We start from the raw sequence: 26,569 nt of genomic DNA, 5'->3' as shown, positions 1-26,569 counted from the left end.
CCACCGCGAACGGGGGACGTAGTCGATTGCTCACTACCGATAGGCTCGCGCGGTACCCGATTCCTGGAGCTCTTGATGTCGCAGCCCCCGTACCCCGGCCAGCCCTATCCCGGTGAGCCCTCCTCCGGCCAGCCGAACCAGGGTCAACCGCCTTACCAGCCCTATCCGGGGCAGTCGCCGCAGGAGCCGCCGGCCTATCCGCCGACCACGGCCTACCCGTCCTCGGGCCAGCCCGACTACGGTCAGCCGACGCCGCCTCCGCAGTACGGCCAGCCTCAGCCGCAGTACGGGCAGCCCCAGTACGGCCAGGGCGACTACAACCAGCAGCCGCAGTACGGCGCTCAGCCCGGCTTCGGCCAGCAGCCCGGCGGCTACGGCACGCCCCCGCCGCCGAAGAAGAAGTCCAAGGTCCTGCCGATCGTCCTGATCTCCGTGGCGATCGTGCTGGTGCTCTGCATCGGCGGCGTCGTGGCCCTCTACATGGTCGGCAAGAACGCGGCCGACGACGCAACCGACGCCGTCAACAACCTGCCCACCAGCACCTCGACGGCCGCGCCGACCGATGAGCCGACGACGGCGCCCCCCACCCGGGCCGCCGCCAACGTGACGATCACCGAGCCGGCCACCCTGGGCGGCCGCAAGTAGCTCACGTCGGCCCAGTTCGCGGCGATCGCCGAGCAGCTCAAGGGCGGCCTCGAGACCGTGCCGGGCGCGACCAACACGGTCGGCGCCCTCTACGGCGACGTCGCCGACCAGGACATCGTGATCGTGGCCGCGGCCGAGGCCCCCATCAAGAACCCGAAGGCCGAACTCGAGCAGACCTTCTACGGCGCCGGCATCGGCGGCCTGAAGATCGACAACATCACCACCGCCCCCACCGGCAAACTCGGCGGCGCCGCGAAGTGCGGCAGCTCCGAGACCTCGGGCGTCGACATGGCCATCTGCACCTGGGCCGACGAGGGCAGCGTCGGCATGGTCATCTGGTACTTCAAGTCCGTGAGCAAGGCCAAGGCCGAGTTCCCCAAGCTCCGGGCCGAGATCGAAAAGAAGAGCTGACGAGTCAAGCCGACACGCCGCCGAACACGATCACAGAGTCGCATCGCCTCCGGAACGGACCGATCACGGTTCCCGCCCCGGGGGCGATTCGTCATGTCCAACCGTCAGGATGGGCCGCGGCGCGAGCCGAGCCCCGACTGGCGAGGAGAGTCCGGTGATCCTGCAACAGCTACGACGTGTTCGCTGGGCCGTACGGGCCACGCTGCTGCTGGGCGTGGCCGCCTCGGTCGTGGCCAACGTCCTGCACGCCCGGGACAACCCGATCAGCCAGGCCATCGCCGCCTGGCCCCCACTGGCCCTGCTGCTGACCGTAGAGCTGATCTCCCGCGTCCCGGTACACCGCCGCTACCTGGCCGCGACGCGCCTGATCGCCACAGCCATCATCGCGGGCATCGCCGCCTGGGTCTCCTACTGGCACATGGTCGGCGTAGCAGCCCGCTACGGCGAAACCGGCGCGTCCCCCTACCTGCTACCCCTCTCGGTGGACGGCCTGATCGTCGTGGCCAGCATCTGCCTGGTCGAACTGGCCGGCCGCATCTCCACCCTGGAACGCGCTGAGCACGAGCCCACTCCGGCTTCCTCCCCCGTTCCCGGCCCCGCCCCTGGCCCCGTTTCCGTTCCCGTTTCTGCCTCCACTTCCGCGGCGGCGCCGGAACCGGTCCCCGGCCTGATCCCCAGCCCGCTGAGCGCAGCCCACGCCCGAGTGAACGGCCCGTCAACGCGAGGCTCAGGCCCACTCAGCCCCACCACGGCGGCCGCACTGGCCGAGGTAGCGGCCGCCCTCCCCCGCCCCACGCCCAACACCGCCCGCGCGGCAGTGGGCACCGGCCGAGCGGTCCCAGCCCAGCGATCGAGCACCGCACCGAGCGGCCGCGCAGTAACCGGCCGCGCAACCTCGAGCACGAGCGAACACCCGACAGTCACCAAGCCTCGCCGCACCCCGGCCGAGACAGTCGCCCTGGCCGCGCAAATCAAGGCCGCCCGTCCCGACCTCTCCGAGGCCGAACTGGCCGCCGAACTCGGCATCAGTCCGTCCCGCTGGCGCTCCATCCGCCGCGAGGCAGCGTAGGCAGCCCGAGCCGACAACCACAGTTCGCCCGACGGCGCATTTCGTCCGGCTGCAGGTGTCGGTGGAGCTGCTGCACCGCCACCGCTACTGCTGCCGACTGCCGGCTGGCGCCACTCCCGCTGCCCCAGCATCCGCACAATGACGCCGCCTGCCGGAAATCACGTTGCCCATTCATCTGCGAGCGAAGTTCACAGAAGCGTCGCAGCGCGGGGCGGACCAATCATTTACGCGTCGAATCTCAAGGCCCCTGCCGAACGGCGAATCCTCCCGCAACATACATTCCACCGATCGCTTCTCGGCCGACATAGAGCTGCGAAGGCACCCACCCATTGCCGCAACTGGGCGCACCCAGCCCGACCACGATGCGCCACGCCCGGCAGCCATCCCCAGCCACCCACCCAGCACAATTGGCAGCACGACGCCTAACTAGCCCCCGACGGCCTATGGCTGGCAGGCGCAGGCATGCATGCCGCCAATGGCGGTTATGTCGGTTAATCACTCCGGCGGGACGGGGCCGCCTCAGCGCCCTGTATTCCGAGTTGCACACGCTCGGCGAGGTACACCGCTCCAGCATCATGGGCCGGGTGGTGACCGGCTATCGTGCGGCTGACGCGGTGCTGCGTCACTCCAGTGCCGTTATCGGACGGCTGCTCGGTGTGCCGGCCGCCGGAGATGCTGCGCTACGACTCGCCCGTACAGGCCTCCGCACGAGTCAGCACGGCGGCGCTCACCTTGCCCGATGGCACGCTCGTGCCGGAAGACCGGTTCATGCTCGTCATGCTCGGCGCCGCCAACCACGACCCCCGCGTGTTCACCGACCCCCACCGGCTGATCCTCACCCGCGCCCAGGCCACCCCGTTGAGCTTCGGCAACGGCATCCACTTCTGCCTCGGCGCCGGACTCGCTCGGCTGGAAGCCCGCATGGTATTCACAGAACTGCTGGGCCGGTTCAAGACGATCGAGCTGGCCGAGACGCCGCAGCGGCAGGCTTTCACGACGATCTGGGGCCTTAGCCGGCTTCCGTTGCGGATGCGTTGACCGGGTGGGCCGACAGCATGCGCCACCTTTCGAGCAAGACACGCTGGGGCGCCGACTAAGCGATCCCCAACCCCTTGGCCCGAGGCACCGAAGCAGAAGCAGCCACAACCGGCGTGGCATCCGCAGTAGGCAGCGAAACAGTCACCTCCAGCCCACCGCCATCCTGAGCCACAGCCGACACAGTCCCCCCATGGGCATCACAAACCGCCCGCACAATAGAAAGCCCCAACCCAGACCCCCGAGACCCCGTACGCTCCCATCCCCCACGACGGAACGGCTCGAACAACCCAGGCACATCCCCCGGCTCCACCTCATAGCCGGTGTTGCCCACCACCAGCCGGGCCTGCCCGTTGATCGTCGAGGTGCGCAACCACAACCGCCCCAGCAGGTGGTTGTAGCGGATCGCGTTCTCGATCAGATTCCCCGCCAGCCGGTCCAGCAGCGACGGATCCCCCACCACCGGCGCCGGCTGCAAATCGGTGGTCACCTCGAGCTTCAACCGTTCGGCTTCGGCCTTCACGGCCGACAGGGCCGTAGTCGCGCTCATCGACAGGTCGGCCGGCACCTTGCGTACCAGTCGCCGGCCCGACTGTGCTTCGGAGCGGGCCAGCACCAGCAGCGCGTCCACCAGGCCGTTGGCCCGTTCCGACGCGTTGCGGACCACCTTGGCCATCCGGCGGTATTCGGCCACGTCGGCCTCGTCGTCGCTGAGCGTCACGTCGATCTCGGTGCGCATCACGGCCAGTGGCGTGCGCAGCTCGTGGGAGGCGTTGGCCACGAAGCGCTTCTGGGATTCGAACGCGCCGGCCAGCCGGTCGAGCATGGCGTCGAACGTACGGGCCAGTTCGGCCACCTCGTCGTCGGCGCCGGAGTATTTGATCCGCTGGTCGAGGGTCTCCTCGCCCAGCCGGCGCGCGGTCTGCGTGACCGTGTGCAGCGGCCGCAGCGCCCGGCCGGCCACCGCGTACGCCCCGGCGATGCCGATGATCCCGATCGCCACCAAGGCGACCAGGCCCTTGACCAGCATCTCGCGCGACGCCTGCTCGACCAGCCTCTCCTGCCAGCCCTGGGCGTCGACCACGGCGCCGTTGGTGAGCGTGACCGTCGAGCCGGGCTGCAGGTCGACGCCGGGGTGCATCACGTCGCCGACGAGCAGCCAGGCCAGTACGACCAGGATCGCGCCCGCGCCGACCAGCAGGATGCCGTTGAGCAGGGTGAGCCGGAGCTTCAGGGTGGGCCGCAGGGTGAAGCCCGGGCTTCGTTTGGCCCGGCCGGGGTAGACCGTCATGAGAGGACGACCGGTTCGGGCACCCGGTAGCCCGCGCCGACGACGGTCTCGATCAGCGGCGGATCGCCCACCTTCTTGCGGAGCGTCATCACGGTCACCCGTACGGTCGTGGTGAAGGGGTCGGTGTTGGCGTCCCACACCCGTTCCAGCAGCTCTTCGCTCGACACCACGCCGCCCCGCGCCTTGAGCAGCTCTTCGAGCACGCCGAACTCCTTGTTGGTGAGTTCGATCGGGGTGCCGCCGCGGGTCACCACCCGGCGGGTCTGGTCGAGCACCAGGTTGCCCACGGTGAGCACGGGCGGGGCGGCCGGGGTGGCTCGCCGGCCCAGCGCCTGCACCCGGGCCACCAGCTCTTCGAACGCGAACGGCTTGGCCAGGTAGTCGTCGGCGCCGAGCTGCAGCCCCTCGACGCGGTCGGCGACCGTGCCGCTGGCGGTCAGCATGAGCACCCGGGTCAGCGCGCCCGACTCGACCAGGGCCGCGCAGATCTCGTCGCCGTGCATGCCGGGCAGGTCGCGGTCGAGCACCACCACGTCGTACCGGGTCACGTAGGCCATTTCGTGTCCCTGCAGCCCGTCGTACGCGACATCGACCGCCATCCCCTTGCGGCGCAGCCCGCGCGCGATCGCGTCACAGAGGTTCCGCTCGTCCTCGACCACCAGCACCCGCACCGCAGTTCCTCCGTCAAGCTCGCCGGTCACAGCCTCGCCGACCCGAGGTGAACCGGACGTGAAGAGGCCGCAGGTTGAAGGCTACCGAAGCCTCCACAGGGCGACGTTCGCGTCGACCAGGCGGCAGATGAGCAGACCGGCGGCGGCCTGGCAGCTGTTGGACACGTCGTCGGCCGTGCCGAGCAGGCGGACCGAAAGGGTGGCCGGGTCGAGGATCGCGTAGTGCAGCAGGTACGAGCCGCGCACGTCGAGCTTTCCGTAGAACCGCCCGTCCCCGGTGCCGGCGAGGTACTCCCAGCGGCCGAAGTTGCCCCGGACCTGGCCGGTCGCCGGGTCGAGCACCCACAGGCCGGGCTCGTCCAGTCCCCGCTCGGCCCGGGTGGCCAGCAGATAGTCGCCGACCCCGTCCGCGTACGCGTATTGGGAGGACCGCCACAACTCGCGCCCCGTCGCCGGGTCGATCGCCGTCATCCCCCGCTGATGCTGAAAGGTGCAGATCAACCGGCCGCAGCCGGCCTGCATCCAGCTCGTCGACAGATCGGCCCGGGTGTGCCAGAGCGGCGTCAGCCCGGGCAGCCGGTACGCCCCGAAGCCGGCCGCACCCTCGTCGGCCATGACCAGGTCGTCGACCGGCCAGACCAGCCCGTTGGCCCGTCCGGGGCGCGGCGGCAGCGTCCGGGTGGCGATCAGCGCGCCGGTGTGCGGGTCGCGGCTCTCCAACCGGCCGGAATCGCTCAGCAGCACCAGCCAGCTCGGGAAGTCGCCCTCCCAGCCGGTCTCGGCGATGTAGCCGTCCGCCGGCCGGGGCAGTTTCCAGCGGGTGGCGCCGGTCCGCAGATCGACCCCGAGCACAGCGTCGTCGGTGCCGAGCAGCACCAGGTTGTCGGGCGCGGAAACGGCGATCAGCCGGGCCGTGCGCCGCCACCGGATGTGGTCCGTGCCCTCGGTGACCGCCACCGCGGCCCAGATGCCGCTCGCGTCGACCTGGTACGAGACGACCATCGTGCCGCCCACGAGCAGCACCTGGTTGATGCCGCCCGAGACGGTCACCGTGGTGGTGCTGAGCAGCCGCGCGGCGGGCAGGGTGAAGTTCCGGACGACGCGCCGGCTCACCTGCGACACGAGCGTCGCCGAGCCGCTGACCAGCAGCATCCGGTCGCCGCTGAGGAACGTGGTGTCGCCGAGCCGGGCCGGCACGATCGTCGGCGAGGGACGGACCGGCACCGGCGCGCCCGCCGTGACCAGGGCCAGCAGGGCAATGGACAGCAACGCCAGCAAGGCCCGGCGCGGAACCAGCCGGTCGGCCTGGGCGGCCTCGGGCGGTGCCTCGCGGGGCACCTCGCCGAGTTCGATGACTCCGTTCGCCACGGCGCACCCCCGCCCATTGTGGCGCTGGGTGGGTCAGGCCCGATAGGCCCAGATTCGCAGACCGCCGTCCGTGCGGCACACCACGTGCTGCTCGTCGGAGGCGCAGTCGCTGACCGGGCCGCCGGTCTCGCCGAGCGGCTGGATCACGTCGCTGCGCGGGAGCACCACGCCGAAGGTGCTGGCGCCGGCGTCGAGGCCGCGCCGCAGCACCATGGGCTGGCCGGGCCGGCCGAGCACCTCGTTCTGCCAGCCGGTCAGGTCGACCCGGGTGGCGCCGGTGGCCGGGTCGGCGAGCCGCATCGGCAGCCCCGACTCGCTGTTCCACTCGATCACGTACCCGTCCTGCTTGCTCAGGTCGACGTCGTCGGGGGCCCGCCAGCGCGCTTGCCCCGTGCGGGGGTCGAGCACGTCGAGCTTCCGCCGCTCGCCCGAGCAGAAGAGGCCGGTGCAGCTGGCCGGGTCGACCATTGTTGCGGGCACGGGTCGCGACCAGCGCCGCTCGACGGTGTCGGCCGAGTAGGCGACCTCCTCGGTGACGATGCCGTCCCGGCCGTACGCGACCGCCATGAGCCCGTCGACCAGGGCGCCCCCGGACGGCCCGGCCCCGTTGACCGGTGGCAGCGGCGTGGCCCGCACGACAGCGCCGGTCGTACCGTCGATGCGCTGGAGCCGGTCGGACGAGAGCATCAGCAGCGCCGGCTCGTCGCCCGGTGCGACCGTCACGCTCACCGCCCCGCGCGCGCTCACGGTCCAGAGCGTCCGGCCGGTGCCGAGGTCGACGCCGCGCACGTCGGTGCGCAGCGGGGGCTCGGTGTGCGGTACGCCGGTGGCCGAGAAGAACAGCTGGCCGGGCTCGCCCGACGCCTGGTCGTAGACCGTGCCCGGACGGAACTCGTGCTGCTGCACCACGCCGGCCCGGCCACCCGGCAGCGGCGTGATCGTCGCCGGCGACGTCCACCGCGTCCGGCCGCTGCCCGCGTCGACGACGGAGGTGACGTTCCGGTAGGAGAAGAGCACCACGTCGGCCGCCTGCTGGGCCTCGAGCCCGCCCCAGCCCATGTCGTCGGGGTCGGCGAGGGTCACCCGCAGTTGGTTGCGCCACAGCTCCCGTGGGGGCTCGGCGATGCTCCAGGCGGTGGTCACCCGCTCGGAGCCGTGCACCGCGACGGTGTAGACCCGGCCGCCGGTGAGCTGGAACGGCGTCTCGGGACCGCCGGGCGCGGGCACGGCGCCGAGGTAACGCCAGAGCACGGGGTGGACCGGAGCCGCCCCGCCGATGGCGAGCACGAGCAAGGCCGCCAGCACCAGGCCGGGGACGCGGTAGCGGTGCGCGGGCGGCGGCGCGGTGAGCGTCGGGTCGGGCTGGGCGGTCAGGTCCAGCTCGATCACCGCCAACGCCTACCCCTTCCGGTCGTACGCCCAGACGACAAGCTGGCCGTACATCGAGCGGCACACCAGCCGCCCGGGTGCGGCCTGGCAGTCGCCCGTGCCGGCCGGCAGCGGTCCCAGCAGCCGTGGCTGCGTCTCGCCCGGCTGGGCGACGGCGACCATGGTACGGCCTCCGACCTCTTCCGAACGGGTGACCAGCAGGTGGTCCTCGTGCTGAACACCACTGGAACCGGCTGCGCCGTAGATCGGGCGCCAGCCGGTGAGGTCGACCTCGAGCTGCCCCGTGTCCGGGTCGATCAGGCCGAGCGGCTGGGTGTTCTCGGCCGACCCGTAGGCGACGAACTGGTTGCCGAACTGCTGGACGCCCCGCCACTGCGGGTTGGTCCAGCGCACGTCCCCCGTCGCCGGGTCGATCGCGCGCATCCCGTCCGGTCCGGTGAGGCAGGCCAGAATCCCGCACGCCTCGATCTCGTAGTAGCCGTCGGCCGGTTGTGACCACAGGTTGCGCAGGGTCACTCCGTCGTACGCCGAGAACTCCATGTTCGGCCGGCCGGGGTGCCGCAGCAGGATCGTCCCGTCGACCACCACCGGGTTGCTCGGGTCGTAGTCGGCCGGCGGCACCGCGGCGGTGGCCAGCCGCTCCCCGGTGACCAGGTCGTGCACGGCCATCGTGCGGTCGTCGTGCACCAGCAGCATGCGGGTGCCGGAGTCGCCCGGGCCGGGCAGCCCGACCAGCACGGCGCTGGACGGCACGTCGACGGTCCAGCGGGTGCTCCCGGTCAGCGGGTCGATCGCCTCGACCGGCCCCTGCACCCGCCGGGCGGCCCCGCCCATGCTGCGGGTGGGCGAGGCGGCGAGCAAGGTCGGCGACCCGGCCAGGGTGACCACGGTGCCCGACCGGCTCCACCGCTCGCTGCCGTCGGCGAGCGAGATCGCGGTGGTGCCGGGGTCGCGCGAGCCGATGGTCCACGGCCGCATCAGGATCAGGCCGGAGCCGAGCCGCAGCCGGAAGGCGGGGGCGGTCTGTCCGGCCTCCCACTGCGTCCCGCCGTCGCTCAGGTTGTAGGCGCTGAGCATGCCGAAGGTCTGGGCCAGCAGGCGGCCGTCGTCGGTCAGCGCGTACGCGTCGGCCGGCCCGACCTGCAGGCTGAACACCTCGGTGAGCGGCGCCTTGGCGGGCGCCATCGACGAGCCCGCGGTGAACAGCACGAGCGCGGCCAGGACGGCGGCCGGGAACCAGATCGGGAACACCGAGCGTTGCGGCGAATCGTACGAATCAGGTTCTCCGCGTTCGAGACCCAGATCGATGATCACCGTGTTGCTCTGCACCGTCATGTTCCAAAGGTAACGAGCAGATAACGGTGATGCCCCGCGCTGGTCCGGTTCGCGGGGCTATCGCCGAATTATCGGAGCCGTGAATCACGCTTTGCGCTGAAGCTCCGGCTGGTCGGCCAGCTTCGACACCCACTCGGTGACGTCGCGGGAGATGTCCTGCGCGGTGAGGCCGAGTTCGGTCAGGAGCTCGGCCCGGGTGCCGTGCGGGTGCCACCCGGCGGGCACGCCGAAGTCGCGCAGCGGCACCTCGACACCCGCGTCGCGCAGGGCGCCGGCCACCGCATCGCCCACACCGCCGGCCCGCACGCCGTCCTCCAGCGTGACGACCAGACGGTGCTGAGCGGCCAGGCCGGTCAGCTCGATCGGCACCGGGCGGACCCAGCGCGGGTCGACCACGGTGACCCCGAAGCCCTGCCCGGCCAGGCGGTCGGCCACCTCGAGGCCCAGCCCGGCGAACGAGCCGACCGCAACCAGGAGCACGTCCTTGGTCTCGTCTTCGCGCAGCACGTCGACCTGGCCGACGCGGCGCACCGCGGCCAGAGCGGCCGGCACGGCGCCGGTCGGGAAGCGGACGATCGTCGGGCCGTCCTCGACGGCGACCGCCTCGCGCAGTTCCTCGCGCAGCGTGGCCTCGTCGCGAGGCGCCGCGATGCGCAGGCCGGGCACGACGCCGAAGACGCTCATGTCCCAGATGCCGTAGTGGCTGGGGCCGTCGGGGCCGGTGATGCCGGCCCGGTCGAGCACGAAGGTGACCGGCAGCTCGTGCATCGCCACGTCGAGCAGCACCTGGTCGAAGGCCCGGTTGAGGAACGTGGCGTAGACCGCGACCACCGGGTGCAGGCCGCCCATGGCCAGGCCGGCCGCGCTGGTCACCGCGTGCTGCTCGGCGATGCCGACGTCGTACGCCCGCTCGGGGTACTTCTTGGCCAGCGCGGCGATGCCGGTCGGCTCGGCCATGGCGGCGGTGATGCCCACCACGTCGGGCCGCTCGTCAGCGATCTTGACCAGCTCGTCGGCGAAGACGTTGGTCCACTTCAGCTTGGCCGAGGCGAGCAGCTTGCCGGTCTCGGCGTCGAAGCTGCCCGGGCTGTGCAGGCAGTCGGCCTCGTCCTGCTCGGCGGGCCGGTAGCCGTAGCCCTTGCGGGTGACCGAGTGCACGATGACCGGCGCGTCGAAGCCCTTGGCCCGGCGCAGCGCCGATTCCATGGCCTGCTGGTCGTGGCCGTCGACCGGGCCGATGTACTTGATGCCGAGGTCCTCGAACATGGGCTGCGGGCTGACCGCGTCCTTGATGCCGCGCTTGACCGCGTGCAGCACCTCGTAGACCGGCTTGCCCACCACCGGGGTCGAGCCCAGCGCGTCCTTCACCAGGTCGAGCACCTTCTCGTAGCCCGGGTTGAGGCGCAGCGTGGAGAGGTGGTCGGCCAGGCCGCCGATCGTCGGCGCGTACGAGCGGCCGTTGTCGTTGACGACGATGACCAGGCGGTTCTTGGCCGCGGCGATGTTGTTGAGCGCCTCCCAGCACATGCCGCCGGTGAGTGCGCCGTCGCCGACCACGGCCACGACGTGCCTGTCCTCGCCGCGCAGGGCGAACGCCTTGGACATGCCGTCGGCGTAGGACAGGGCGGTCGAGGCGTGCGAGTTCTCGATGAAGTCGTGCTCGCTCTCGGCCCGGCTCGGGTAGCCGGTCAGGCCGCCGCGCTGGCGCAGCAGGTCGAAGCCACCCTGCCGGCCGGTGACGATCTTGTGGACGTACGCCTGGTGACCGGTGTCGAAGAGCACACGGTCGCGCGGCGAGTCGAAGACCCGGTGGATGGCCAGGGTGGTCTCGACCACGCCGAGGTTGGGACCCAGGTGGCCGCCGGTGCGGGACACCTTGGCCACCAGGAAATCGCGAATCTCCGCCGCCAGGAGGGTCAGCTGCTCGGGGGTGAGGCGCTTGAGGTCACCCGGAGAGGTGATGCTGGCCAGGATGCCGTCAGAGGCGGAGACGTCGCTCATGGGGTCGAAGTCTATCGGCGTGGGGCGACAACGCATCCCGTCCGAAGGGCCGCCCCCAGCTCCTACACACAACCGACACATGTGCGTGACCTGGGATCTTGCGGTGATCTACCGCACAGTAACAACCCGGTATCAAAGACTGGGGCAGCGTCGGGCAGACTTGGGGCACGCGACTGGCGGCACCGGGGATGGATCGACCATCGGGGAGCCTGTCACGGGGAGTCGACCGCCTGGGCCCCCGTGCGACAAGGGGGTCGCATGTCCGCACGCCTACTTCCCGGCGCTCCGGTCGCCGAGGCGGTCCTGGCCGACGTCTCCGAGCGCGCTGCCAAGCTGAAGGCCCAGGGCGTCACGCCCAGCCTGGCCACCGTGCTCGTGGGCGACGACGACGCCAGCGCCGGCTACATCCGCATCAAGCAGCGGCAGGCAGCCGAGCTGGGCTTCGAGTCCCCGCACCGGCACCTCTCCGGCGACACCACCCAGCAGCAGTTGCTCGAGGTGATCGCCGAGCTGAACGCCGATCCGAGCGTGCACGGGGTGCTGATCCAATACCCGATCCCGGCCCACCTCGACTACGACGCGGCGCTGCAGACCCTCGACCCCGACAAGGACGTCGACGGCATGCACCCGCTCAACATGGGCCGCCTGGCCGTCGGCCTGCCCGGCCCGCTGCCCTGCACCCCGGCCGGCATCGAGGCGCTGCTGGCCCACTACGAGATCCCGGTCGCCGGCCACGAGGTCGTCATCCTCGGCCGGGGCGCCACGCTGGGCCGCCCGCTGGCCATGCTGCTCGCCCAGAAGCGCCCGACAGCCAACGCCGCCGTCACCGTGGTGCACACCGGCGTGCCGGACTGGGCCCGCTACACCAAGCGGGCCGAGATCCTCATCGCCGCCGCGGGCGTGCCCGGCATCATCCAGCCCGAGCACGTCCGCCCGGGCGCGACGGTGATCGGCGCCGGTGTCCGCTACGAGGGCAAGCGCCTGCTGCCCGATGTGGCCGAGGAGTGCGCCGAGGTCGCCGGAGCCATCACCCCGCGCGTGGGCGGGGTGGGCCCGACGACGGTGGCGATGCTGTTCCGCAACGCGATCACCGCCGCCGAGCGCGCTGTCGCTACAGCAGCGTGACCTTCCCGGTGTCCAGGTCGTAGCGCGCGCCGGCCACGCCCAAGTGGCCGGCCTCGACCTTCTCGCGCACGATGTCGCTCTGTGCGAGGAGCGCGGCGACCTGGGCCCGCACGTTGGCCAGGACGCCGTTCTCGACGGCGTCGCCGGGCTGCGCGAGCACCGGCTCCACGATCGGGCGCAGGGCGTCGACGATGGCGGCGATGTGCCCCGGCGCCTCGCCGCCCGAGCGGATCAGGTCGACGGTGGCCGAGACCGCGCCGCAGCGCTCGTGCCCGAGCACCAGCAGCAGCGGCGGGTCGAAGTGCTCGACGGCGTACTCGATGCTGCCCAGCAGCAGGTCGTCGACGATGTTGCCGGCCACCCGGTTGTCGAAGATGTCGCCCAGCCCCTGGTCGAACAGGATCTCGGAGGCGACCCGGGAGTCGGCGCAGCCGAGCACGACCGCGAACGGGTCCTGGGCGGCGGCCAGCCGGTGGATGGCCGCGACGTTCTGGTGCGGGTGACGGGTGTGCCCGGTGACGAAGCGGCGGTTGCCGCGCAGCAGCTCCCGTACGGCCTCGTCGAAGGTCGCGGGTGGCGCCGGGGCAGCCTCGGCGGAGGAGGCGGGAACGACGGTCGCGGCGAGCGCGGTCGCGCCGGCGGCGAGCAGGGAACGGCGTCCGAGTGACAACAGATTCTCCGATCGTGGCGGAAGCGATCGGAGTTTATGGATAGCTGTCGCCGGCTCACCCATGACAGATGTCATGGGTGGGCTGTCATGATCGTGACAGCAGCGCGACGCACTCCACGTGCTGGGTCATCGGGAAGAGGTCGAAGGCCCGCAACGCAGTCAGGCGCCAGCCCAGCTCCTGGAACGTGTTGATGTCGCGCGCCAGCGAGGCCGGGTCGCAGGCCACGTAGGCCACCGCGCGGGGCGCCGCCGCCACGACCGCACGCACGACCTTGGCCCCGGCGCCCGCCCGGGGCGGGTCGAGCACGACGAGGTCGACCGGGCCGGTCACCCGGCGGCGCAGCAGCGCGGAGTCGACCCGGGCCTGCACCACCTCGGCGTGCGGCAGGTCGGCCAGATTCGTCCGGGCCGAGGCCACGCCGGCCGAGGAGGACTCGACCACCGTCGTACGGCCGTGGGTGTGCCCGGCGACGGCCGCCGCGAACAGCCCGGCCCCGCCGTAGAGGTCCCACATGCTCTCGCCCTCGGCCGGCCGCAGCATCTCGACCACCGCCGCCACCAGCGTCTCGGCCGCCGCCGGATGCACCTGCCAGAAGCCCTCCGGCGGCACCCGCCAGGTGCGCCCGGCGGCCCGTTCGGTCACCTCGGCCGGGCCCTCGACGAGCTGCCGACCGCCGCCGCCCAGCGTCGTGCCCTCAGCCGGGTCGTCCGGCGGCAGCAGGCCCCCGGTGCCGGTCGGGCGGGCCAGTACGGTCACGTCGCCACCGGTGGTCGCCACCGCCTCCAGCGCGTCGGCCTCGGGCCATTCCCGCCGCAGCAGGTCGAGCTTCTGGATCGCGGGATGCGCGATGCGGCAGCGGTCGATGTCCACCACCTCGTGCGAGCGGTGCTTGAGCAGCCCGGCCCGGCCGGCCGCGTCGACCGCGTACCGCACACGGCTGCGCCAGCCCAGCAGCCCGCCCGGCAGTTCCTCGACGTGCACCTCCCGGCGCAGTTTGGCCAGCCGCCGCAGTTGCTCCTCGACGACGGACGCCTTCCATCGCCGTTGCGCCTCGCCCGAGGCATGTTGCAGGTCGCAGCCGCCACAGGCGCCCGGGCGGGCGTACGGGCAGGGCGGCTCGACCCGGTCGGCCGAAGCCTCGTGGATCTCGACCGCGTCGGCCCGCAGGAAGCCCTTGTGCAGCTCGGTGATCTCGGCGGTGACCCGCTCGCCGGGCAGCGCGTGCCGCACGAACACGACCTGGCCGTGCTCGCCGCCCACCCGCGCGACGCAATGCCCGCCGTGGGCGGGGGCGCCGACGGTGAGCTCGACGCGTTCGCCCTCTTCCAGTGAATTCACGAGCGCGACTCCGTCTCCTGGTCGACCGGGGGCTCGGCGGCCCGCACGCGGGGCCCGCGGGCCGGCACCCGGGTCAGGTTCTGGTCGAAACGGTCGAGGTCCCTGTCCTGGCTGGAGCGCAGCTGCCAGGGCACGCTGGTGACCATGACGCCCGGCTCGAACAGCAACCGGGCCTTGATGCGCAGGGCGCTCTGGTTGTGCAGCAGATTCTCCCACCAGCGGCCGACCACGTATTCCGGCACGAAGACGGTGACCACGTCGCGGGGGGAGCCGCGGCGCACGCCCTTGACGAAGTCGATGATCGGGCCGGTGATCTCCCGGTACGGCGAGTCGACGACGGCGAGCGGCACCGGGATCTGGCGGCGCTCCCACTCGTCCTGGATCGTCCGGGTGTCCTTGTCGTCCACGTTCACGGTGACCGCGGTCAGCGTGTCGGGCCGGGTCGCCTGCGCGTACGCCACCGCGCGCAGGGTGGGCATGTGCACCTTGCTGACCAGCACGACCGCGTGGTTGCGGGAGGGCAGCACGGGCCGCTCCTCGGTCGGTTCCAGCTCGCGCGCCACCCTTGTGTAGTGCTTGCGGATGGCCACCATGAGCCCGTAGATGGCCACCATGGCGGCGATCGCGATCCACGCGCCGAGCAGGAACTTCGTGATCAACACGATGATCAGCACGGTGCCGGTGAGGCCCATCCCGAACGTGTTGATGGCCCGCGACCGCATCATCCGGCGCCGCTTCTCCGGGTCGCGCTGGGTGCGCAGCAGCCGGTTCCAGTGCCGGATCATGCCGGCCTGCGAAAGCGTGAACGACACGAAGACGCCCACGATGTAGAGCTGGATCAGCCGGGTCGTCTCGGCCTGGAACGCCACCACCAGGATCATCGCCGCGATGGCCAGGAAGATGATGCCGTTGCTGAAGGCCAGCCGGTCGCCGCGGGTGTGCAGCTGGCGGGGCAGGTAGCGGTCCTGGGCGAGGATCGAGCCGAGCACCGGGAAGCCGTTGAACGCGGTGTTGGCGGCCAGGAAGAGGATCAGGGCGGTGACCGCGCCGACCACGTAGAGCAGGATCGACCCCGACCCGAAGATCGTCTCGCCGAGCTGGGCGGTGACCGGATGCTGCACGTAGTTCGCCGGGCCGGACACGATCTGCAGGGTCGGGTCCTCGACGTACTGCAGGTGGGTGGCCCGCGCCAGCAGCACGATGCCGACCAGCATGACGATCGAGAGGCCGCCCAGCAGCATCAGCGTGGTCGCGGCGTTCCGGCTCTTGGGCGGCTTGAACGCGGGCACGCCGTTCGAGATCGCCTCGACACCGGTGAGCGCGGCGCAGCCGGACGAGAACGTGCGAAGCAGCAGATAGGCGAAACCGAAGCTGGTGAGATGGTCCTCCTCGGCCGCGATGACCAGGCCCGCGCTGGGCGCCCGGAGGTCCTCGCCGAGCACGTAGATCCGGAACAGCCCGGTGAGGATCATGCCGACGATCACAACGATGAACGCGTACGTCGGCACCGCGAACGCCGTCCCCGACTCCCGCAGCCCGCGCAGGTTGAGCGCGGTGAGCAGGGCGATCGCGCCGACCGCGAAGGCCACCTTGTGCTCGGCGACGAACGGCACGACCGAGCCCAGGTTGGTCACGCCGGCCGTGGTCGACACGGCCACGGTCAGGATGTAGTCGACCAGCAACGCGCTACCCACGCCAAGCCCGGCCCGCGGGCCCAGGTTGACCGTGGCGACCTCGTAGTCGCCGCCGCCCGAGGGGTAGGCGTGGACGTTCTGGCGGTAGCTGGCGACCACGGTGACCATCACGACCGCGACGGCCAGGGTGATCCAGGGCGAGATGTAGTAGGCCCCGGCCCCGGCGATCGACAGCGTCAGCAGGATCTCGTCGGGCGCGTAGGCCACGCTCGAGAGGGCGTCGCTGGCGAAGACCGGCAGAGCGATGCGCTTGGGCAGCAGGGTGTGCTGCAGCCGGTCGGAACGGAACGGCCGGCCGAGCAGCAGCCGCTTCGCGAGGGAGGTCGGACTGGCCACGAGTGCAAAGCGTACGGCCGCACCTCGAGGCCTGTGCCCCGCCCCGCCCACCGGCTCTGGCGGCCGCATGGCAATCTCTCACCAGGAGCACGATCCGGGGAGGGCACGACACGTGCACGTGTTGATCATGGGGTGCGGGCGGCTCGGTTCGACGCTCGCTCACAACCTCGAGGAACGGGGCCATTCGGTCGCCGTCATCGACCAGAACCCGGACGCCTTCCGCCGCCTGGGCTCCGACTTCCGCGGCACCACGGTGACCGGGGTCGGCTTCGACCGCGACGTGCTGCGGGCGGCCGGCGTCGAGCGGGCCGACGCGTTCGCGGCCGTCTCCAGCGGCGACAACTCCAACATCATCTCCGCTCGGCTGGCCCGCGAGACGTTCGGCGTCTCCCGGGTCGTGGCCCGCATCTACGACCAGAAACGGGCCCAGGTGTACGAGCGTCTGGGCATCCCCACCGTGGCCACGATCCGCTGGGCGGCCGACCGGATGGTGCGCCACCTGGTCCCCGAGGGCACGGTCGAGGTGTTCCGCGACCCGACCAGCGTGGTCTCGATCGTCGAGGCGCCGCTGCACCGCGACTGGGTCGGCCGCACGCTCAAGTCGCTCGAGGAGCTCTCCGGCGCCCGGGTGGCCTATCTGATGCGGTTCGGCATGGGCACCCTGGGCACCCCGTCCACCGTGCTGCAGGACGGCGACCAGGTGTTCATGCTGGTCACCGACGAGACGGTGGGCGCCGTGCTCGACGTCGCCTCCGGCGCGACCAGTGAGGGGCTGTGACCATGCGGATCGCCATCGCCGGAGCCGGCAACGTGGGCCGCTCGATCGCGCAGGAGCTGATCGGCAACGGCCATCAGGTCATGCTCATCGAGCGCCAGCCCCGCCAGCTGCGGCCCGAGCGGGTGCCCGAGGCCGACTGGGTGCTGGCCGACGCGTGCGAGCTGAGCAGCCTCGAGGAGGCCGACGTGGCCGGTTGCGACGTCGTGGTGGCGGCCACCGGCGACGACAAGGCCAACCTGGTCGTCTCGCTGCTGGCCAAGACCGAGTTCGCCGTGCCGCGCGTGGTGGCCCGGGTCAACCGGGCCGAGAACGAGTGGCTGTTCACCGAGCAGTGGGGCGTCGACGTCTCGGTCAGCAAGCCGCGCCTGATGGCCGCCCTGGTCGAGGAGGCGGTCACCGTCGGCGACCTCGTCCGCCTGATGACCTTCCGCCAGGGCGAGGCCAACCTGGTCGAGATCACCCTGCCCCGGAACGCCCCGTACGAGGGTCAGCCCGTCCGCGACGTGCCGCTCCCCCGCGACTCGGCGCTGGTGGCCATCCTGCGCGGCAAGCGGGTCATGGTGCCCACGGCCGACGACCCGCTCGAGGCCGGGGACGAGCTGATCTTCGTCTGCACGGCCGAGGTGGAGGACCAGATCCGCGCCGTCGTGCTCGGCAGCGAGGGCCGCGAGCTCGGTTAGGCGGTGGTCTCAGCTGCCTTCTGCTCGCTGGTCACGCGGTGGATGGCCCACGCGGTGAAGGCGAACGTGGCGGCGTAGATCGGCCAGCTGATCAGGATGCGCACGATGCCGAGCGCGTTCGCCTCGCCCATCTGCCACAGCACGAACTGGATGCCCGCGCGCAGGCTGAGCGAGACCACCCAGACCAGGGTGAGCCACTGGAACGTCTTGAACAGGCGCGCGTTGCCGAACCAGTCCTGCTGGCCCTTGTTGGCCATGATGCCCCAGACGTAGCCGATGATCGGCTTGCGGACCATCACGCTGATCAGCAGCGCCGCCGCCTGTGCGAACGTGAGCAGGATGCCGGGGAGGTAGAAGTCCTCGGCGTTGCCCGTGCGCCAGGCCAGGAAGGCGCCGATCGCGATGCCGAAGAGACCGTTCACCGCATGGCGTACGGGCTGCTTGCGGGCCAGCCGGAAGGCGCCGATGGCCAGCGCCGTGAAGACCGCGCCGCCGATCGCCCAGTACAGCGCCGTACGCTTCTCGAGCCCGGCCACGGTGTCGCCGAGGATCACGTTGAGCATCACGAAGGTCAGCACCGGAAGGCTCGACTCGATCAGCCCGCGGACCCCGCCGAGCTGCTCCGAGATCTGCTCCGACATCGAGGGGAAGGGTTCCTCCCCGTCGTCCTTCTTCGCGGGCTCCGGCACCGGATGAAGGTCGAGATCCTCGACGACCTCCTCGGCGAGCCGTTCCTCCACGGTTTCGTGCGCGGCGTGACGCGGCTCGCTGCCGGGTGTCACCGGGGCGCCTCCAGCTCGTAGTACGGGTTGTAGATGACCTTACGGTCGTCCCTGATCGCGATGCGGCCGCGCGCGGTGAGCTGGCGGCCGGGCTCGATGCCGGCGATCGACCGACGGCCCAGGAAGATCAGGGTCACGACGTCGCTGCCGTCCCAGAGGTCGGCCTCGAGCGTCGGGAGGTTGGTGCGGGGAGTGTATGCCACCGTACGCAACCGTCCGTTCACCGAGACGACCTGCCCCCGGGAGCACTGGCCGGCCGGCATCGCGCCGCACTTGGCCACCTCGCGCTGAAGATCCCGCGCGTCGAGCTCGGAATCGGTGGCGGTCAACCGGTCGAAGAACCGGCGCAGGCCGGTGCGCTCGTCGGTGGTCATGACCTCTCCTCGCCCCACACGGGATGAACGGCACGGATCAACGCCGCGCCGCCCCTACAAGGTACGCCCTGGGTGACCACTGTCACGAGCCGCTAGGCGGGCCGGCTGCCGTTCGTCGCCGGGCCCTGCTCCTGCTCTGCCTGTTCCTGCTGGGCCTGCTCGGTCATCTCCTTGGGCAGCTGCAGCGGCAGCGCCTCGCGGACCGGGCGGGCCTCGTTGTCGCGGACGACCACCAGACCGGACAGAACCTCGCCCAGCCGGCCCTCACGGGACGGATCGGCCGCGGCTGCGCCCTGGTAGAGCGCGCGAACCATCCAGCGCGGCCCGTCGACCCCCACGAAGCGCACGTCGGCCGGTCCCTCCGGGGTGTTCACCCGGGCGGCCAGCTCGACGCCGTACGGCCCGTCGATCTCGCGGGGCGCCACGCCGTCGGAGGTCATCGCCCCGGCGATCTCGGCCCGCACCTCGTTCCAGATGCCCTCGGAGCGCGGCGCCGCGAAGACCCCGAGCTGGAGCGCGCTCTCGCCGTCGACCAGCACGATCTGCTCGACCGCACCGTCGGGGTTGGCCTGCACCCGCACCTCGACGCCGTCGACGGCCGGGATCTGCAGGCTGCCCAGGTCGAGCCGCTGCACGTCGTCGGGGGCGTAGCTCGCGTCCCACGGGCCGCGGTCGGGCGGCGGGGGCTCGTCGCCGGCGGCCAGGCTCTGCTTGAGCGCCTCGGAGGGCGCCGCGTCGGTCGCACGTACGTGCTTGGGGCCACCGCGCTTACGGGAGAACATCTCTACTGACCTTCCATCTCATGCCTGTCGGGTGGGCAGCGCACTGTGCCCGCCCGTCGACCCGTGGCCACCGGCGCCGCGGGAGGTGTCGTCGAGCTCGTCGACCACGTGGAACGACGCCCGCTCGACCCGCTGGACGACCAACTGGGCGATGCGGTCGCCGCGGGAGATCTTGACCGTGCCGGCCGGGTCGTGGTTCACCAGGATCACCAGAATCTCGCCGCGGTAACCGGCGTCGACCGTACCCGGCGCGTTGAGCACCGTGACGCCCAGGCGGGCGGCCAGACCGGAGCGGGGATGCACCAGGCCGACATATCCCTCCGGGATGGCGACCGCGATGCCCGTCCGCACCTTGGCACGCTGCCCGGGCGCCAGTTCGACATCCTCGGCGGCAACCAGGTCGGCCCCGGCGTCGCCCGGGTGCGCGTACGCCGGCAGCGGCAGGTCCTTCTCGAGAAGGCGGATCGGGATCACTACGTCGGTCAAGGCAAAGATTCCTCACTGGCGCGGCGGCGGGCGGCACTCACCCTGCCATCCTGCCGTGCCCCGTCGCGGAGGCGCGCCGTACCCTTCCAGGGTGACACCGGAGTCCTCCACGCGCACCACCGCGGCCCCCGCTTACGCCGAGCGGCTGCACCTGACCTGGTGGATCTGGCCGGTCATGCTGCTGGTCGTGGCGATCCTCGCGGTCGAGGTGCTGCTCGGCTTCCCCGACATGCCGGCCTGGGCGCCCTTCGCCGTCCTGGTGCCGCTGGCCGTGGCCGGCATGATCTGGACCAGTCGCATCCGGGTCGCCGTGATCGACGACGAGTTCCAGGTCGACGACGCCCGGCTGCCGCTCGAGTTCGTCCAGGACGTGGTGGCGCTCGACGCCGAGGGCAAGCGCGAGGCGCTGGGCGTGGGCGCCCACCCGCTCGCGTTCGTGGTGCAGCGCCCGTGGATCGGCCCGGCCGTCCAGGTGCTGCTCAACGACCCCGACGACCCCACGCCGTACTGGATCGTCAGCACCCGCCATCCGGTCGAGCTGGCGACGGCGCTGCTCAGCCGTCGATGACCTTCTGACGGCTCTTCCGCAGGTCCTTCATGATGTGTTCGCCCAGGTTCCGGGTGGCCCGCCGGTTCAGATAGCCGGCCACGGCCGCACCCGTCAGCAACGGGCCCAGGGTGGTCAGGTTGCGCCCGAACCGCTTCAGCAGGGTGCTCTGCAGCTCTTTGCGCGCGGCCGTGCCGAGCACCGACGCCACCCCCACGCCGGGCACCAGCGGATTGACCCCGCGCTGCTGCGACCAGGCCTGGATGAGCGCGCCCGCCCGCTGGCCGAGTCCGCCCCGGATCGGCTGCCCGTAGATCTCGTGCAGCTCGCCGACGAGCTTGAGCTCGATCGCCACCACGGCGACCGTCTCGGCCGCGAGCAGCACCGGGGCGGTGAGCAGGGTCGGCGGCGCGACCCATTCGACCGCGGCGACGCCACCCCCGGCCGCACCGACGCCGGCCGTCGAACGGGCCGCGTTACGGATCAGGCGATCGGCCAGGTCGTCGTCGCCCAGGCTGGGGAAGTGCCGTCGCAGTGTTTCGATGTCGCGGACGGGCACATGCGGCGCGACGTCGGCGACGACGTCCCCCATCCAGCGCATCGCGGCCGTGGGCTTGAACAACTGACCGAGCCCCCGCCGGCGGATGTCCCCCACGAGCCGGCCGAGAAGTTGCCGCCGACCGGCCGGTTCCAGGTCGTCGGCGGTGAGAGCGGCGACGGTGGCACCGAGCTCGGCGTCGACCGCGGCCAGCTCCTGGTTCTTGGCAGTCGTCTGCTCCAGGGCCCGCGAATCGCTCGTCTCGGCGGTGTGGTCGGTTCCGCTCATCGTTGTCCTCCCGTCGTCGCCCCCGGGGCTCATGCCTCCATGGTGATGCCCCGTGTCGACCCCGGGTCAAACCCGGCGACGGCCTGACGCCCGACCGCGAACCGCGGCCGGGTTGTGGTGCACTGCGCGAGTGGCCTGGTCAGGCGCACTCGCGGCAGATCAGCTCCCCGTTCCGCTCCGCGGCCAACTGGCTGCGGTGATGAACGAGGAAGCAGCGAGCACAGCGGAACTCGTCGGTCTGCATCGGCAGCACCTTGACGGTGAGCTCCTCGTCGGCCAGGTCAGCGCCGGGAAGCTCGAAGCTCTCCGCCACCTCGACCTCGTCGACATCCACTGAGCCCGACTGCGAGTCGGCGCGGCGGGCCTTGAGCTCCTCGAGGCTGTCCTCGCCGAGGTCGACCTCATCGCGACGCGGAGCGTCGTAGTCGGTGGCCATCGGTCTTCACTCTCCTGTATCGATGTGTCACTTGGCGTTAGTAACGCCAGCGACGTTGTTTCGGTTCCCGGTTCCGCCGGACGATTTCCGACACTGCCCCTGACACGCCGAACACCCCCGGTGAGCGGGGAACACTACCGCTGTTGCGGCAGTGATGTACGCGCACGGGCGGCCCATTGTTCCCGATGTGACCGAGGCGACATCAAGGTAGGGGTAGCAGCCTCTGGATCATCGTCGGCGCGCCGGAAGTATTCCCTGTTTCCGCGTGCCTGGCGCACAGACGCTAACCTCTCGACAGGTCCTACCCCTTCCCCGGGCGGGCCACAGACCCCCGGCTGCACCTATTCCAAGAATCACTGGAGCCAACCCCATGAGCTTTGCGCGCGTACGAGCGCTCGTCGTCGTCGGCGTGCTTGCCGTGGCCGCGGTGGTGTTCGTCATCGTCGCGCTGGTCAAGGACACCCAGGGCGGCCCGGCCGCCGGCGAGGGCTGTCCGGCCGGAGCGCCCCTCGCCGACGTGACCCTGCCCGATGATCCCGCCGAAGTCACCGTCAAGGTGCTGAACGGCACGGATACCCCCGGGCTGGCCGACAGCGTCACGAACGAGTTCAAGAACAGGCGCTTCACCACCCAGAAGCCGGCCGAGAGCAAGTCCAAGCTCAAGGGCGTCGCCGAGATCCGCTACGGGCCGGACACGGTCGGCAAGGCGCAGCTGCTGCGGGCCTACTTCCTGGCCCAGTCGAAGATGACCTACAGCGCCAAGCGCAAGAACGGGGTCATCGAGATCGTGATCGGCAACCAGTACCGCCAGCTCGCCACCACCACCGAGGTCAACCAGTCGCTGGTCGAGGTCGGCGAGCCCACGCTGCCGCCCGGCGCCTGCGTCAAGCCCGCCGACAAGGACTCCTAGCCCTAGGCGCCGCCGGTGGTCCTAGGCGCCGCCGGCCGCGTCCAGGGCGGCCAGGGCGTCGTGCAGGGGGCCGTGAACGGCCGGCGGGGCGGCTATGAGCATGTCGATGCCGGGGGCGACCCCACCGAGGCCGGAGACCACGATCCCGGCCTCGGTGGCAACCAGACCGCCCGCGGCCCAGTCCCACGGGTTGAGGCCCTTCTCGTAGTACGCGTCGAGCGTGCCCTCGGCGACCGCGCACAGGTCGAGCGCCGCCGAGCCGAAACGCCGGATGTCGCGTACCTGGGTGATCAGGCCGGCGAGCACCCGTCCCTGATGCTCGCGCCGCCTCGCGTCGTACCCGAAACCGGTGCCGACCAGAGTCTGGCTCAGACTGCCGGGGGCCGAGCCGTGCAGCCGCTTCTCGCCCCGCCAGGCGCCCCCGCCGAGGGTCGCCGTCCACTCGTCGTCGTTGGCCGCGTTGACCACCACGCCGGCCACCACCACGCCCTCCAGCTCGGCGGCCAGGGAGACCGCATACTGCGGCAGCCCGTACAGGTAGTTCACCGTGCCGTCGATCGGGTCGAGGATCCAGCGCACGGCGCTCGTGGCGCTCGTCGCCGAAGTCCCGTACTCCTCACCCAGCACGTCGTCATCGGGACGGGCCGCTCGCAAGGCCTCGATCACCTGGCGTTCGACCGCCTTGTCGGCCGCCGTCACCACGTCGGTGGCGGTGCTCTTGGTCTGGACATCGCCGATCGCCTCGGCCCGCATCCGCCGCGCGGTGGCCGCGGCCTCGCGGGCCACCCGGACCGCGAGCCCTAGCAAAGCGCCGGGTGTCGATGGGGTCGAAGCCGCCGAAAACTCACTCACGTGTACGCCCTTTCCGCCGTTAGCATTCTCTCGCCGGCCCTCATCACCGAGGTCGGCGGCCCCCGCGGCGTGCTGCGGCGGGAGGATCTCGCCCGACGGCGCTACAATTCACCCCTGCCCACCGCTTCGCGGACACCACAGCACCGATCGTCCGCGTCCCGGGGGTCCCCACACCAACACCGGCCAGCCTCCTCGCCGTGCGCTGCGCTGGGCTCATGGCCGTGCAAATCCTCGCCTCCGGAAGGTCTTTCGTGACAGAAGCCCACCAGAACGGTGCCGACGTTCGTTCTCTCACCGAGGCCCTGATCGCCCATGCACAGGGTGCGGGCGGGCAGCTCACGTCGGCCGAGGTCGCGCACACGCTCGAGTCCGCCGAGGTGAATCCGGCTCAGGCCAAGAAGATCCTGCGCGGGCTCGTCGACGCCGGTGTCACCGTAGTCGTCGACGGCTCGGTGAGCACCCGCCGCAAGGTCGCGGCCGCCCGCGCCGCCACCCCGGCCTCCAAGGCCACCACCGCCAAGGCCGCCCCCGCCCGCAAGGCGACGCCGGCGCCGAAGCAGGCGGCCGCCGCAGTCGAGGCCGGCGAGGCAACGCCCGCCACCGCGGCCAAGAAGGCTCCCGCGAAGAAGGCCGCCGCCAAGGCCGTCCCCGCCAAGAAGGCGGCCGGCCCGGCCAAGGCCGGCAAGCCCGGCGAAGAAGGCGCGCCGGCCGAGGGCGAGATCGACCCCGAGGAACTCGCCGCCGAGATCGAGGACGTTGTCGTCGAGGAGCCGGCCGCCATGGTCGCCGCAGCCGCGACCGACGCCGCCAGCTCGGCCACCGACGGCGACTTCGAGTGGGACGACGAGGAGTCCGAGGCGCTCAAGCAGGCGCGTCGCGACGCCGAGCTCACGGCCTCGGCCGACTCGGTCCGCGCCTACCTCAAGCAGATCGGCAAGGTCCCGCTGCTCAACGCCGAGCAGGAGGTCGAACTGGCCAAGCGGATCGAGGCCGGCCTCTACGCCGCCGAGCGTCTGCGTGCCTGCGACGAGGGCGAAGAGAAGCTCGAGCGCAACATGGAGCGCGACCTGCGCTGGATCGGCCGGGACGGCGAGCGGGCCAAGAACCACCTGCTCGAGGCCAACCTGCGTCTGGTCGTGTCGCTCGCCAAGCGCTACACGGGCCGCGGCATGGCGTTCCTCGACCTCATTCAAGAGGGCAACCTGGGCCTCATCCGCGCGGTCGAGAAGTTCGACTACACCAAGGGCTACAAGTTCTCCACGTACGCCACCTGGTGGATCCGCCAGGCCATCACCCGCGCCATGGCCGACCAGGCCCGCACCATCCGCATCCCGGTGCACATGGTGGAGGTCATCAACAAGCTCGGCCGCATACAGCGTGAGTTGCTCCAGGACCTAGGGCGCGAGCCCACTCCTGAGGAGCTGGCCAAGGAAATGGACATCACCCCCGAGAAGGTGCTGGAGATCCAGCAGTACGCCCGGGAGCCGATCTCGCTCGACCAGACGATCGGCGACGAGGGCGACAGCCAGCTCGGCGACTTCATCGAGGACTCCGAGGCGGTCGTCGCGGTCGACGCGGTGTCGTTCTCGTTGCTGCAGGACCAGCTGCAGCAGGTGTTGCAGACCCTGTCCGAGCGCGAGGCGGGCGTGGTGCGGCTCCGGTTCGGCCTCACCGACGGCCAACCGCGCACGCTGGACGAAATCGGTCAGGTGTACGGGGTGACCCGCGAGCGCATCCGGCAGATCGAGTCCAAGACGATGTCGAAATTGCGACACCCGTCCCGCTCCCAAGTCCTGCGTGACTACCTGGACTAGGGCATTAGGTCAACAATCAGTGTCCGAATGGTCACCACCCGTACATCATCGGGTGGTGATCAGACCGTTGTGCAGAAGTGATCGTTGACGTGGCACCCTTGGATCACGGCACACTTAGAGCCCAGCACGTGTGACCTCGGTCCCCCCGGGGCACAGTGGGAAGGCCGCAACGGTGCAGGGTGTTGCACGATGGTGAGCAGTAGCCGAGGAACGTGTTCATCGGTTCGAACAGAGGAGGAAGGCGATGACCCCGACTCTCACGCCGCCGGCGGGAAGTGTGGCCGGCACCGCAGCCGATGAACGGTGCGACCGCTGCAATGCAGCCGGAAAGCTCCGTTTGACCCTGGCTGGTGGCAGTGAGCTGGTGTTCTGCGGACACCACGCCAACCGGTACGCCGAGGACCTGGTGAAGATCGCAGTGCAGTTCACCGCAGACCCGGAATTCACCTGGCGTGGCGCCGACATGATGTCCAGCTCCAACTGAATATCCCCGTTCCCCCGACCCAAGCTTGAAAGGGGCGCCCACGGTGTGGGGCGCCCCTTTTCTATGTCCCCGCAAGCTTTCGAGCACTCACACCTCACGGCGTGCCCACTTGCCCCTGAGCGCCTGTACCCGCGCTTGAGCCCCCGCACCCACACCGACGGGCGGGCGCCGCATCCACTCTCAAGCGCCCACACGCGCTCCTGCGGGCCCTACCCTGCCCGTAGGCGCCCACGGGCAGGGTAGGGCGCCCACACGCGCTCTTGCGGCGTTTACAGCAGCCACCGCCCCACGCCCGCTCCTGAGCGCCACACGCGCTCCTGCGGCGTTTACAGCAGCCCTCGCTGCCCCACGGCCCGCTCCTAAGCGCCACACGCGCTCCTGCGGCGTTTACAGCAGCCCTCGCTGCCCCACGGCCCGCTCCTAAGCGCCACACGCGCTC

Annotated in this window: 27 protein-coding genes and 1 riboswitch; of the genes, 11 read left to right on the top strand and 16 right to left on the bottom strand. The window is 71.1% G+C overall.

Translation table 11 applies throughout. The features are described from left to right. Positions 1–75: 75 nt before the first annotated feature. The 4 genes from KXC43_RS52410 to KXC43_RS25990 all read left to right on the top strand — a co-directional run bounded on the left by KXC43_RS52410 (position 76) and on the right by KXC43_RS25990 (position 3,163). On the top strand, positions 76–645 hold the full coding sequence (locus tag KXC43_RS52410; protein ID WP_221378775.1) for a hypothetical protein: 570 nt from the start codon (positions 76–78) through the stop codon (positions 643–645). A 57-nt stretch (positions 646–702) separates the two neighbouring features. Further along, on the top strand, positions 703–1,056 hold the full coding sequence (locus KXC43_RS26000; RefSeq protein WP_221378774.1) for a hypothetical protein: 354 nt from the start codon (positions 703–705) through the stop codon (positions 1,054–1,056). Between the two features lie 154 nt (positions 1,057–1,210). Then, complete coding sequence (locus KXC43_RS25995; RefSeq protein WP_221378773.1) at positions 1,211–2,125, top strand: DUF2637 domain-containing protein; 915 nt, start codon at positions 1,211–1,213, stop codon at positions 2,123–2,125. A 630-nt stretch (positions 2,126–2,755) separates the two neighbouring features. Continuing rightward, a complete protein-coding gene (locus tag KXC43_RS25990; protein WP_221378772.1) occupies positions 2,756–3,163 on the top strand; it encodes a cytochrome P450 in 408 nt (135 codons plus the stop codon). A gap of 55 nt (positions 3,164–3,218) precedes the next feature. Here KXC43_RS25990 and KXC43_RS25985 read toward each other — a convergent pair whose 3' ends face one another. From KXC43_RS25985 to dxs, 6 genes are all read right to left on the bottom strand, one after another. After that, positions 3,219–4,451 (bottom strand): sensor histidine kinase, encoded by a 1,233-nt coding sequence (locus KXC43_RS25985; protein WP_221378771.1) that lies wholly within the window; start codon positions 4,449–4,451, stop codon positions 3,219–3,221. After that, positions 4,448–5,122 carry a response regulator transcription factor gene (locus tag KXC43_RS25980; protein WP_133874990.1) on the bottom strand — a complete coding sequence of 225 codons (675 nt, stop codon included), beginning with the start codon at positions 5,120–5,122 and terminating at the stop codon, positions 4,448–4,450. Before KXC43_RS25980 ends, KXC43_RS25985 begins: the two co-directional genes overlap by 4 nt. 81 nt (positions 5,123–5,203) lie before the next feature. After that, complete coding sequence (locus KXC43_RS25975; RefSeq protein WP_221378770.1) at positions 5,204–6,490, bottom strand: outer membrane protein assembly factor BamB family protein; 1,287 nt, start codon at positions 6,488–6,490, stop codon at positions 5,204–5,206. Positions 6,491–6,523: 33 nt separating this feature from the next. Continuing rightward, positions 6,524–7,879 (bottom strand): outer membrane protein assembly factor BamB family protein, encoded by a 1,356-nt coding sequence (locus KXC43_RS25970; protein ID WP_221378769.1) that lies wholly within the window; start codon positions 7,877–7,879, stop codon positions 6,524–6,526. Positions 7,880–7,888: 9 nt separating this feature from the next. After that, the gene (locus tag KXC43_RS25965; protein WP_221378768.1) at positions 7,889–9,214 is read right to left on the bottom strand and encodes an outer membrane protein assembly factor BamB family protein; all 1,326 of its coding nucleotides are present in this window, start codon (positions 9,212–9,214) and stop codon (positions 7,889–7,891) included. A gap of 84 nt (positions 9,215–9,298) precedes the next feature. Beyond that, positions 9,299–11,215: a 1-deoxy-D-xylulose-5-phosphate synthase gene (gene dxs, locus KXC43_RS25960; RefSeq protein WP_221378767.1), complete on the bottom strand. Its 1,917-nt coding sequence runs from the start codon at positions 11,213–11,215 to the stop codon at positions 9,299–9,301. A gap of 159 nt (positions 11,216–11,374) precedes the next feature. After that, positions 11,375–11,458: riboswitch (ZMP/ZTP riboswitch) on the top strand. 15 nt (positions 11,459–11,473) lie between these two features. Between dxs and KXC43_RS25955 the strand changes: the two genes are divergently transcribed. After that, positions 11,474–12,340: a bifunctional 5,10-methylenetetrahydrofolate dehydrogenase/5,10-methenyltetrahydrofolate cyclohydrolase gene (locus KXC43_RS25955; RefSeq protein WP_221378766.1), complete on the top strand. Its 867-nt coding sequence runs from the start codon at positions 11,474–11,476 to the stop codon at positions 12,338–12,340. Here the strand turns inward: KXC43_RS25955 and KXC43_RS25950 are convergent. The 3 genes from KXC43_RS25950 to KXC43_RS25940 all read right to left on the bottom strand — a co-directional run bounded on the left by KXC43_RS25950 (position 12,327) and on the right by KXC43_RS25940 (position 16,379). After that, complete coding sequence (locus KXC43_RS25950) at positions 12,327–13,010, bottom strand: carbonic anhydrase (RefSeq protein ID WP_255644846.1); 684 nt, start codon at positions 13,008–13,010, stop codon at positions 12,327–12,329. The genes KXC43_RS25955 and KXC43_RS25950 overlap by 14 nt on opposite strands. An 85-nt stretch (positions 13,011–13,095) precedes the next feature. Next, positions 13,096–14,349 (bottom strand): class I SAM-dependent RNA methyltransferase, encoded by a 1,254-nt coding sequence (locus KXC43_RS25945; RefSeq protein ID WP_221378765.1) that lies wholly within the window; start codon positions 14,347–14,349, stop codon positions 13,096–13,098. Beyond that, a complete protein-coding gene (locus KXC43_RS25940; protein WP_221378764.1) occupies positions 14,346–16,379 on the bottom strand; it encodes an APC family permease in 2,034 nt (677 codons plus the stop codon). The genes KXC43_RS25945 and KXC43_RS25940 overlap by 4 nt, the downstream gene beginning before the upstream one ends. A 112-nt stretch (positions 16,380–16,491) precedes the next feature. Here KXC43_RS25940 and KXC43_RS25935 point away from each other — a divergent pair, with 112 nt between their 5' ends. Both KXC43_RS25935 and KXC43_RS25930 read left to right on the top strand, forming a co-directional pair. Beyond that, the gene (locus KXC43_RS25935; protein WP_221378763.1) at positions 16,492–17,157 is read left to right on the top strand and encodes a potassium channel family protein; all 666 of its coding nucleotides are present in this window, start codon (positions 16,492–16,494) and stop codon (positions 17,155–17,157) included. Beyond that, entirely contained in the window at positions 17,154–17,837 is a 684-nt protein-coding gene (locus tag KXC43_RS25930) for a potassium channel family protein (protein WP_221378762.1), read from the top strand. Before KXC43_RS25935 ends, KXC43_RS25930 begins: the two co-directional genes overlap by 4 nt. On the opposite strand, the gene KXC43_RS25925 is transcribed toward KXC43_RS25930, so the two are convergent. From KXC43_RS25925 to dut, 4 genes are all read right to left on the bottom strand, one after another. Next, a complete protein-coding gene (locus tag KXC43_RS25925; RefSeq protein ID WP_221378761.1) occupies positions 17,834–18,619 on the bottom strand; it encodes a DUF3159 domain-containing protein in 786 nt (261 codons plus the stop codon). The genes KXC43_RS25930 and KXC43_RS25925 overlap by 4 nt on opposite strands. Beyond that, the gene (locus KXC43_RS25920; protein WP_221378760.1) at positions 18,616–18,993 is read right to left on the bottom strand and encodes an OB-fold nucleic acid binding domain-containing protein; all 378 of its coding nucleotides are present in this window, start codon (positions 18,991–18,993) and stop codon (positions 18,616–18,618) included. The genes KXC43_RS25925 and KXC43_RS25920 overlap by 4 nt, the downstream gene beginning before the upstream one ends. Positions 18,994–19,085: 92 nt before the next feature. Continuing rightward, on the bottom strand, positions 19,086–19,775 hold the full coding sequence (locus tag KXC43_RS25915) for a DUF3710 domain-containing protein (RefSeq protein WP_221378759.1): 690 nt from the start codon (positions 19,773–19,775) through the stop codon (positions 19,086–19,088). An 18-nt stretch (positions 19,776–19,793) separates the two neighbouring features. Further along, positions 19,794–20,261 carry a dUTP diphosphatase gene (gene dut / locus KXC43_RS25910; protein WP_221378758.1) on the bottom strand — a complete coding sequence of 156 codons (468 nt, stop codon included), beginning with the start codon at positions 20,259–20,261 and terminating at the stop codon, positions 19,794–19,796. Between the two features lie 91 nt (positions 20,262–20,352). On the opposite strand from dut, the gene KXC43_RS25905 reads away from it, so the two are divergent. Continuing rightward, the gene (locus KXC43_RS25905; protein WP_221378757.1) at positions 20,353–20,829 is read left to right on the top strand and encodes a DUF3093 domain-containing protein; all 477 of its coding nucleotides are present in this window, start codon (positions 20,353–20,355) and stop codon (positions 20,827–20,829) included. On the opposite strand, the gene KXC43_RS25900 is transcribed toward KXC43_RS25905, so the two are convergent. Together KXC43_RS25900 and KXC43_RS25895 are read right to left on the bottom strand one after the other, a co-directional pair. Beyond that, the gene (locus KXC43_RS25900; protein ID WP_255644844.1) at positions 20,816–21,634 is read right to left on the bottom strand and encodes a hypothetical protein; all 819 of its coding nucleotides are present in this window, start codon (positions 21,632–21,634) and stop codon (positions 20,816–20,818) included. The genes KXC43_RS25905 and KXC43_RS25900 overlap by 14 nt on opposite strands. A gap of 139 nt (positions 21,635–21,773) precedes the next feature. After that, positions 21,774–22,070 (bottom strand): DUF4193 domain-containing protein, encoded by a 297-nt coding sequence (locus tag KXC43_RS25895; RefSeq protein WP_221378756.1) that lies wholly within the window; start codon positions 22,068–22,070, stop codon positions 21,774–21,776. A 370-nt stretch (positions 22,071–22,440) separates the two neighbouring features. On the opposite strand from KXC43_RS25895, the gene KXC43_RS25890 reads away from it, so the two are divergent. Beyond that, on the top strand, positions 22,441–22,980 hold the full coding sequence (locus tag KXC43_RS25890; RefSeq protein ID WP_221378755.1) for a LytR C-terminal domain-containing protein: 540 nt from the start codon (positions 22,441–22,443) through the stop codon (positions 22,978–22,980). 21 nt (positions 22,981–23,001) lie between these two features. On the opposite strand, the gene KXC43_RS25885 is transcribed toward KXC43_RS25890, so the two are convergent. Continuing rightward, positions 23,002–23,832 (bottom strand): inositol monophosphatase family protein, encoded by an 831-nt coding sequence (locus tag KXC43_RS25885; protein WP_308129252.1) that lies wholly within the window; start codon positions 23,830–23,832, stop codon positions 23,002–23,004. Between the two features lie 215 nt (positions 23,833–24,047). Here KXC43_RS25885 and KXC43_RS25880 point away from each other — a divergent pair, with 215 nt between their 5' ends. Both KXC43_RS25880 and KXC43_RS25875 read left to right on the top strand, forming a co-directional pair. Next, positions 24,048–25,646, top strand: a complete 1,599-nt coding sequence (locus KXC43_RS25880; protein ID WP_251803402.1) for an RNA polymerase sigma factor — start codon at positions 24,048–24,050, stop codon at positions 25,644–25,646. Between the two features lie 244 nt (positions 25,647–25,890). Next, entirely contained in the window at positions 25,891–26,130 is a 240-nt protein-coding gene (locus tag KXC43_RS25875; protein WP_221378753.1) for a DUF7455 domain-containing protein, read from the top strand. Positions 26,131–26,569 lie beyond the last annotated feature (439 nt).

Origin of the sequence: Paractinoplanes polyasparticus, assembly GCF_019710575.1 — a bacterium.
Classification (GTDB): domain Bacteria; phylum Actinomycetota; class Actinomycetes; order Mycobacteriales; family Micromonosporaceae; genus Actinoplanes; species Actinoplanes polyasparticus.
The sequence above is the reverse complement of the archived record's forward strand: the minus strand, read 5'-3'. Positions and strand labels throughout refer to the sequence as shown.

Coding starts and splice junctions, on each gene's coding strand:
- KXC43_RS52410 (WP_221378775.1), top strand. CDS start 76: ATGTCGCAGCCCCCGTACCCCGGCCAGCCCTATCCCGGTGAGCCCTCC.
- dxs (WP_221378767.1), bottom strand. CDS start 11,215: ATGAGCGACGTCTCCGCCTCTGACGGCATCCTGGCCAGCATCACCTCT.
- KXC43_RS25900 (WP_255644844.1), bottom strand. CDS start 21,634: ATGAGCGGAACCGACCACACCGCCGAGACGAGCGATTCGCGGGCCCTG.
- KXC43_RS25915 (WP_221378759.1), bottom strand. CDS start 19,775: ATGTTCTCCCGTAAGCGCGGTGGCCCCAAGCACGTACGTGCGACCGAC.
- KXC43_RS25985 (WP_221378771.1), bottom strand. CDS start 4,451: ATGACGGTCTACCCCGGCCGGGCCAAACGAAGCCCGGGCTTCACCCTG.
- KXC43_RS25895 (WP_221378756.1), bottom strand. CDS start 22,070: ATGGCCACCGACTACGACGCTCCGCGTCGCGATGAGGTCGACCTCGGC.
- KXC43_RS25965 (WP_221378768.1), bottom strand. CDS start 9,214: ATGACGGTGCAGAGCAACACGGTGATCATCGATCTGGGTCTCGAACGC.
- KXC43_RS25890 (WP_221378755.1), top strand. CDS start 22,441: ATGAGCTTTGCGCGCGTACGAGCGCTCGTCGTCGTCGGCGTGCTTGCC.
- KXC43_RS25875 (WP_221378753.1), top strand. CDS start 25,891: ATGACCCCGACTCTCACGCCGCCGGCGGGAAGTGTGGCCGGCACCGCA.
- KXC43_RS25955 (WP_221378766.1), top strand. CDS start 11,474: ATGTCCGCACGCCTACTTCCCGGCGCTCCGGTCGCCGAGGCGGTCCTG.
- KXC43_RS25880 (WP_251803402.1), top strand. CDS start 24,048: ATGGCCGTGCAAATCCTCGCCTCCGGAAGGTCTTTCGTGACAGAAGCC.
- KXC43_RS25920 (WP_221378760.1), bottom strand. CDS start 18,993: ATGACCACCGACGAGCGCACCGGCCTGCGCCGGTTCTTCGACCGGTTG.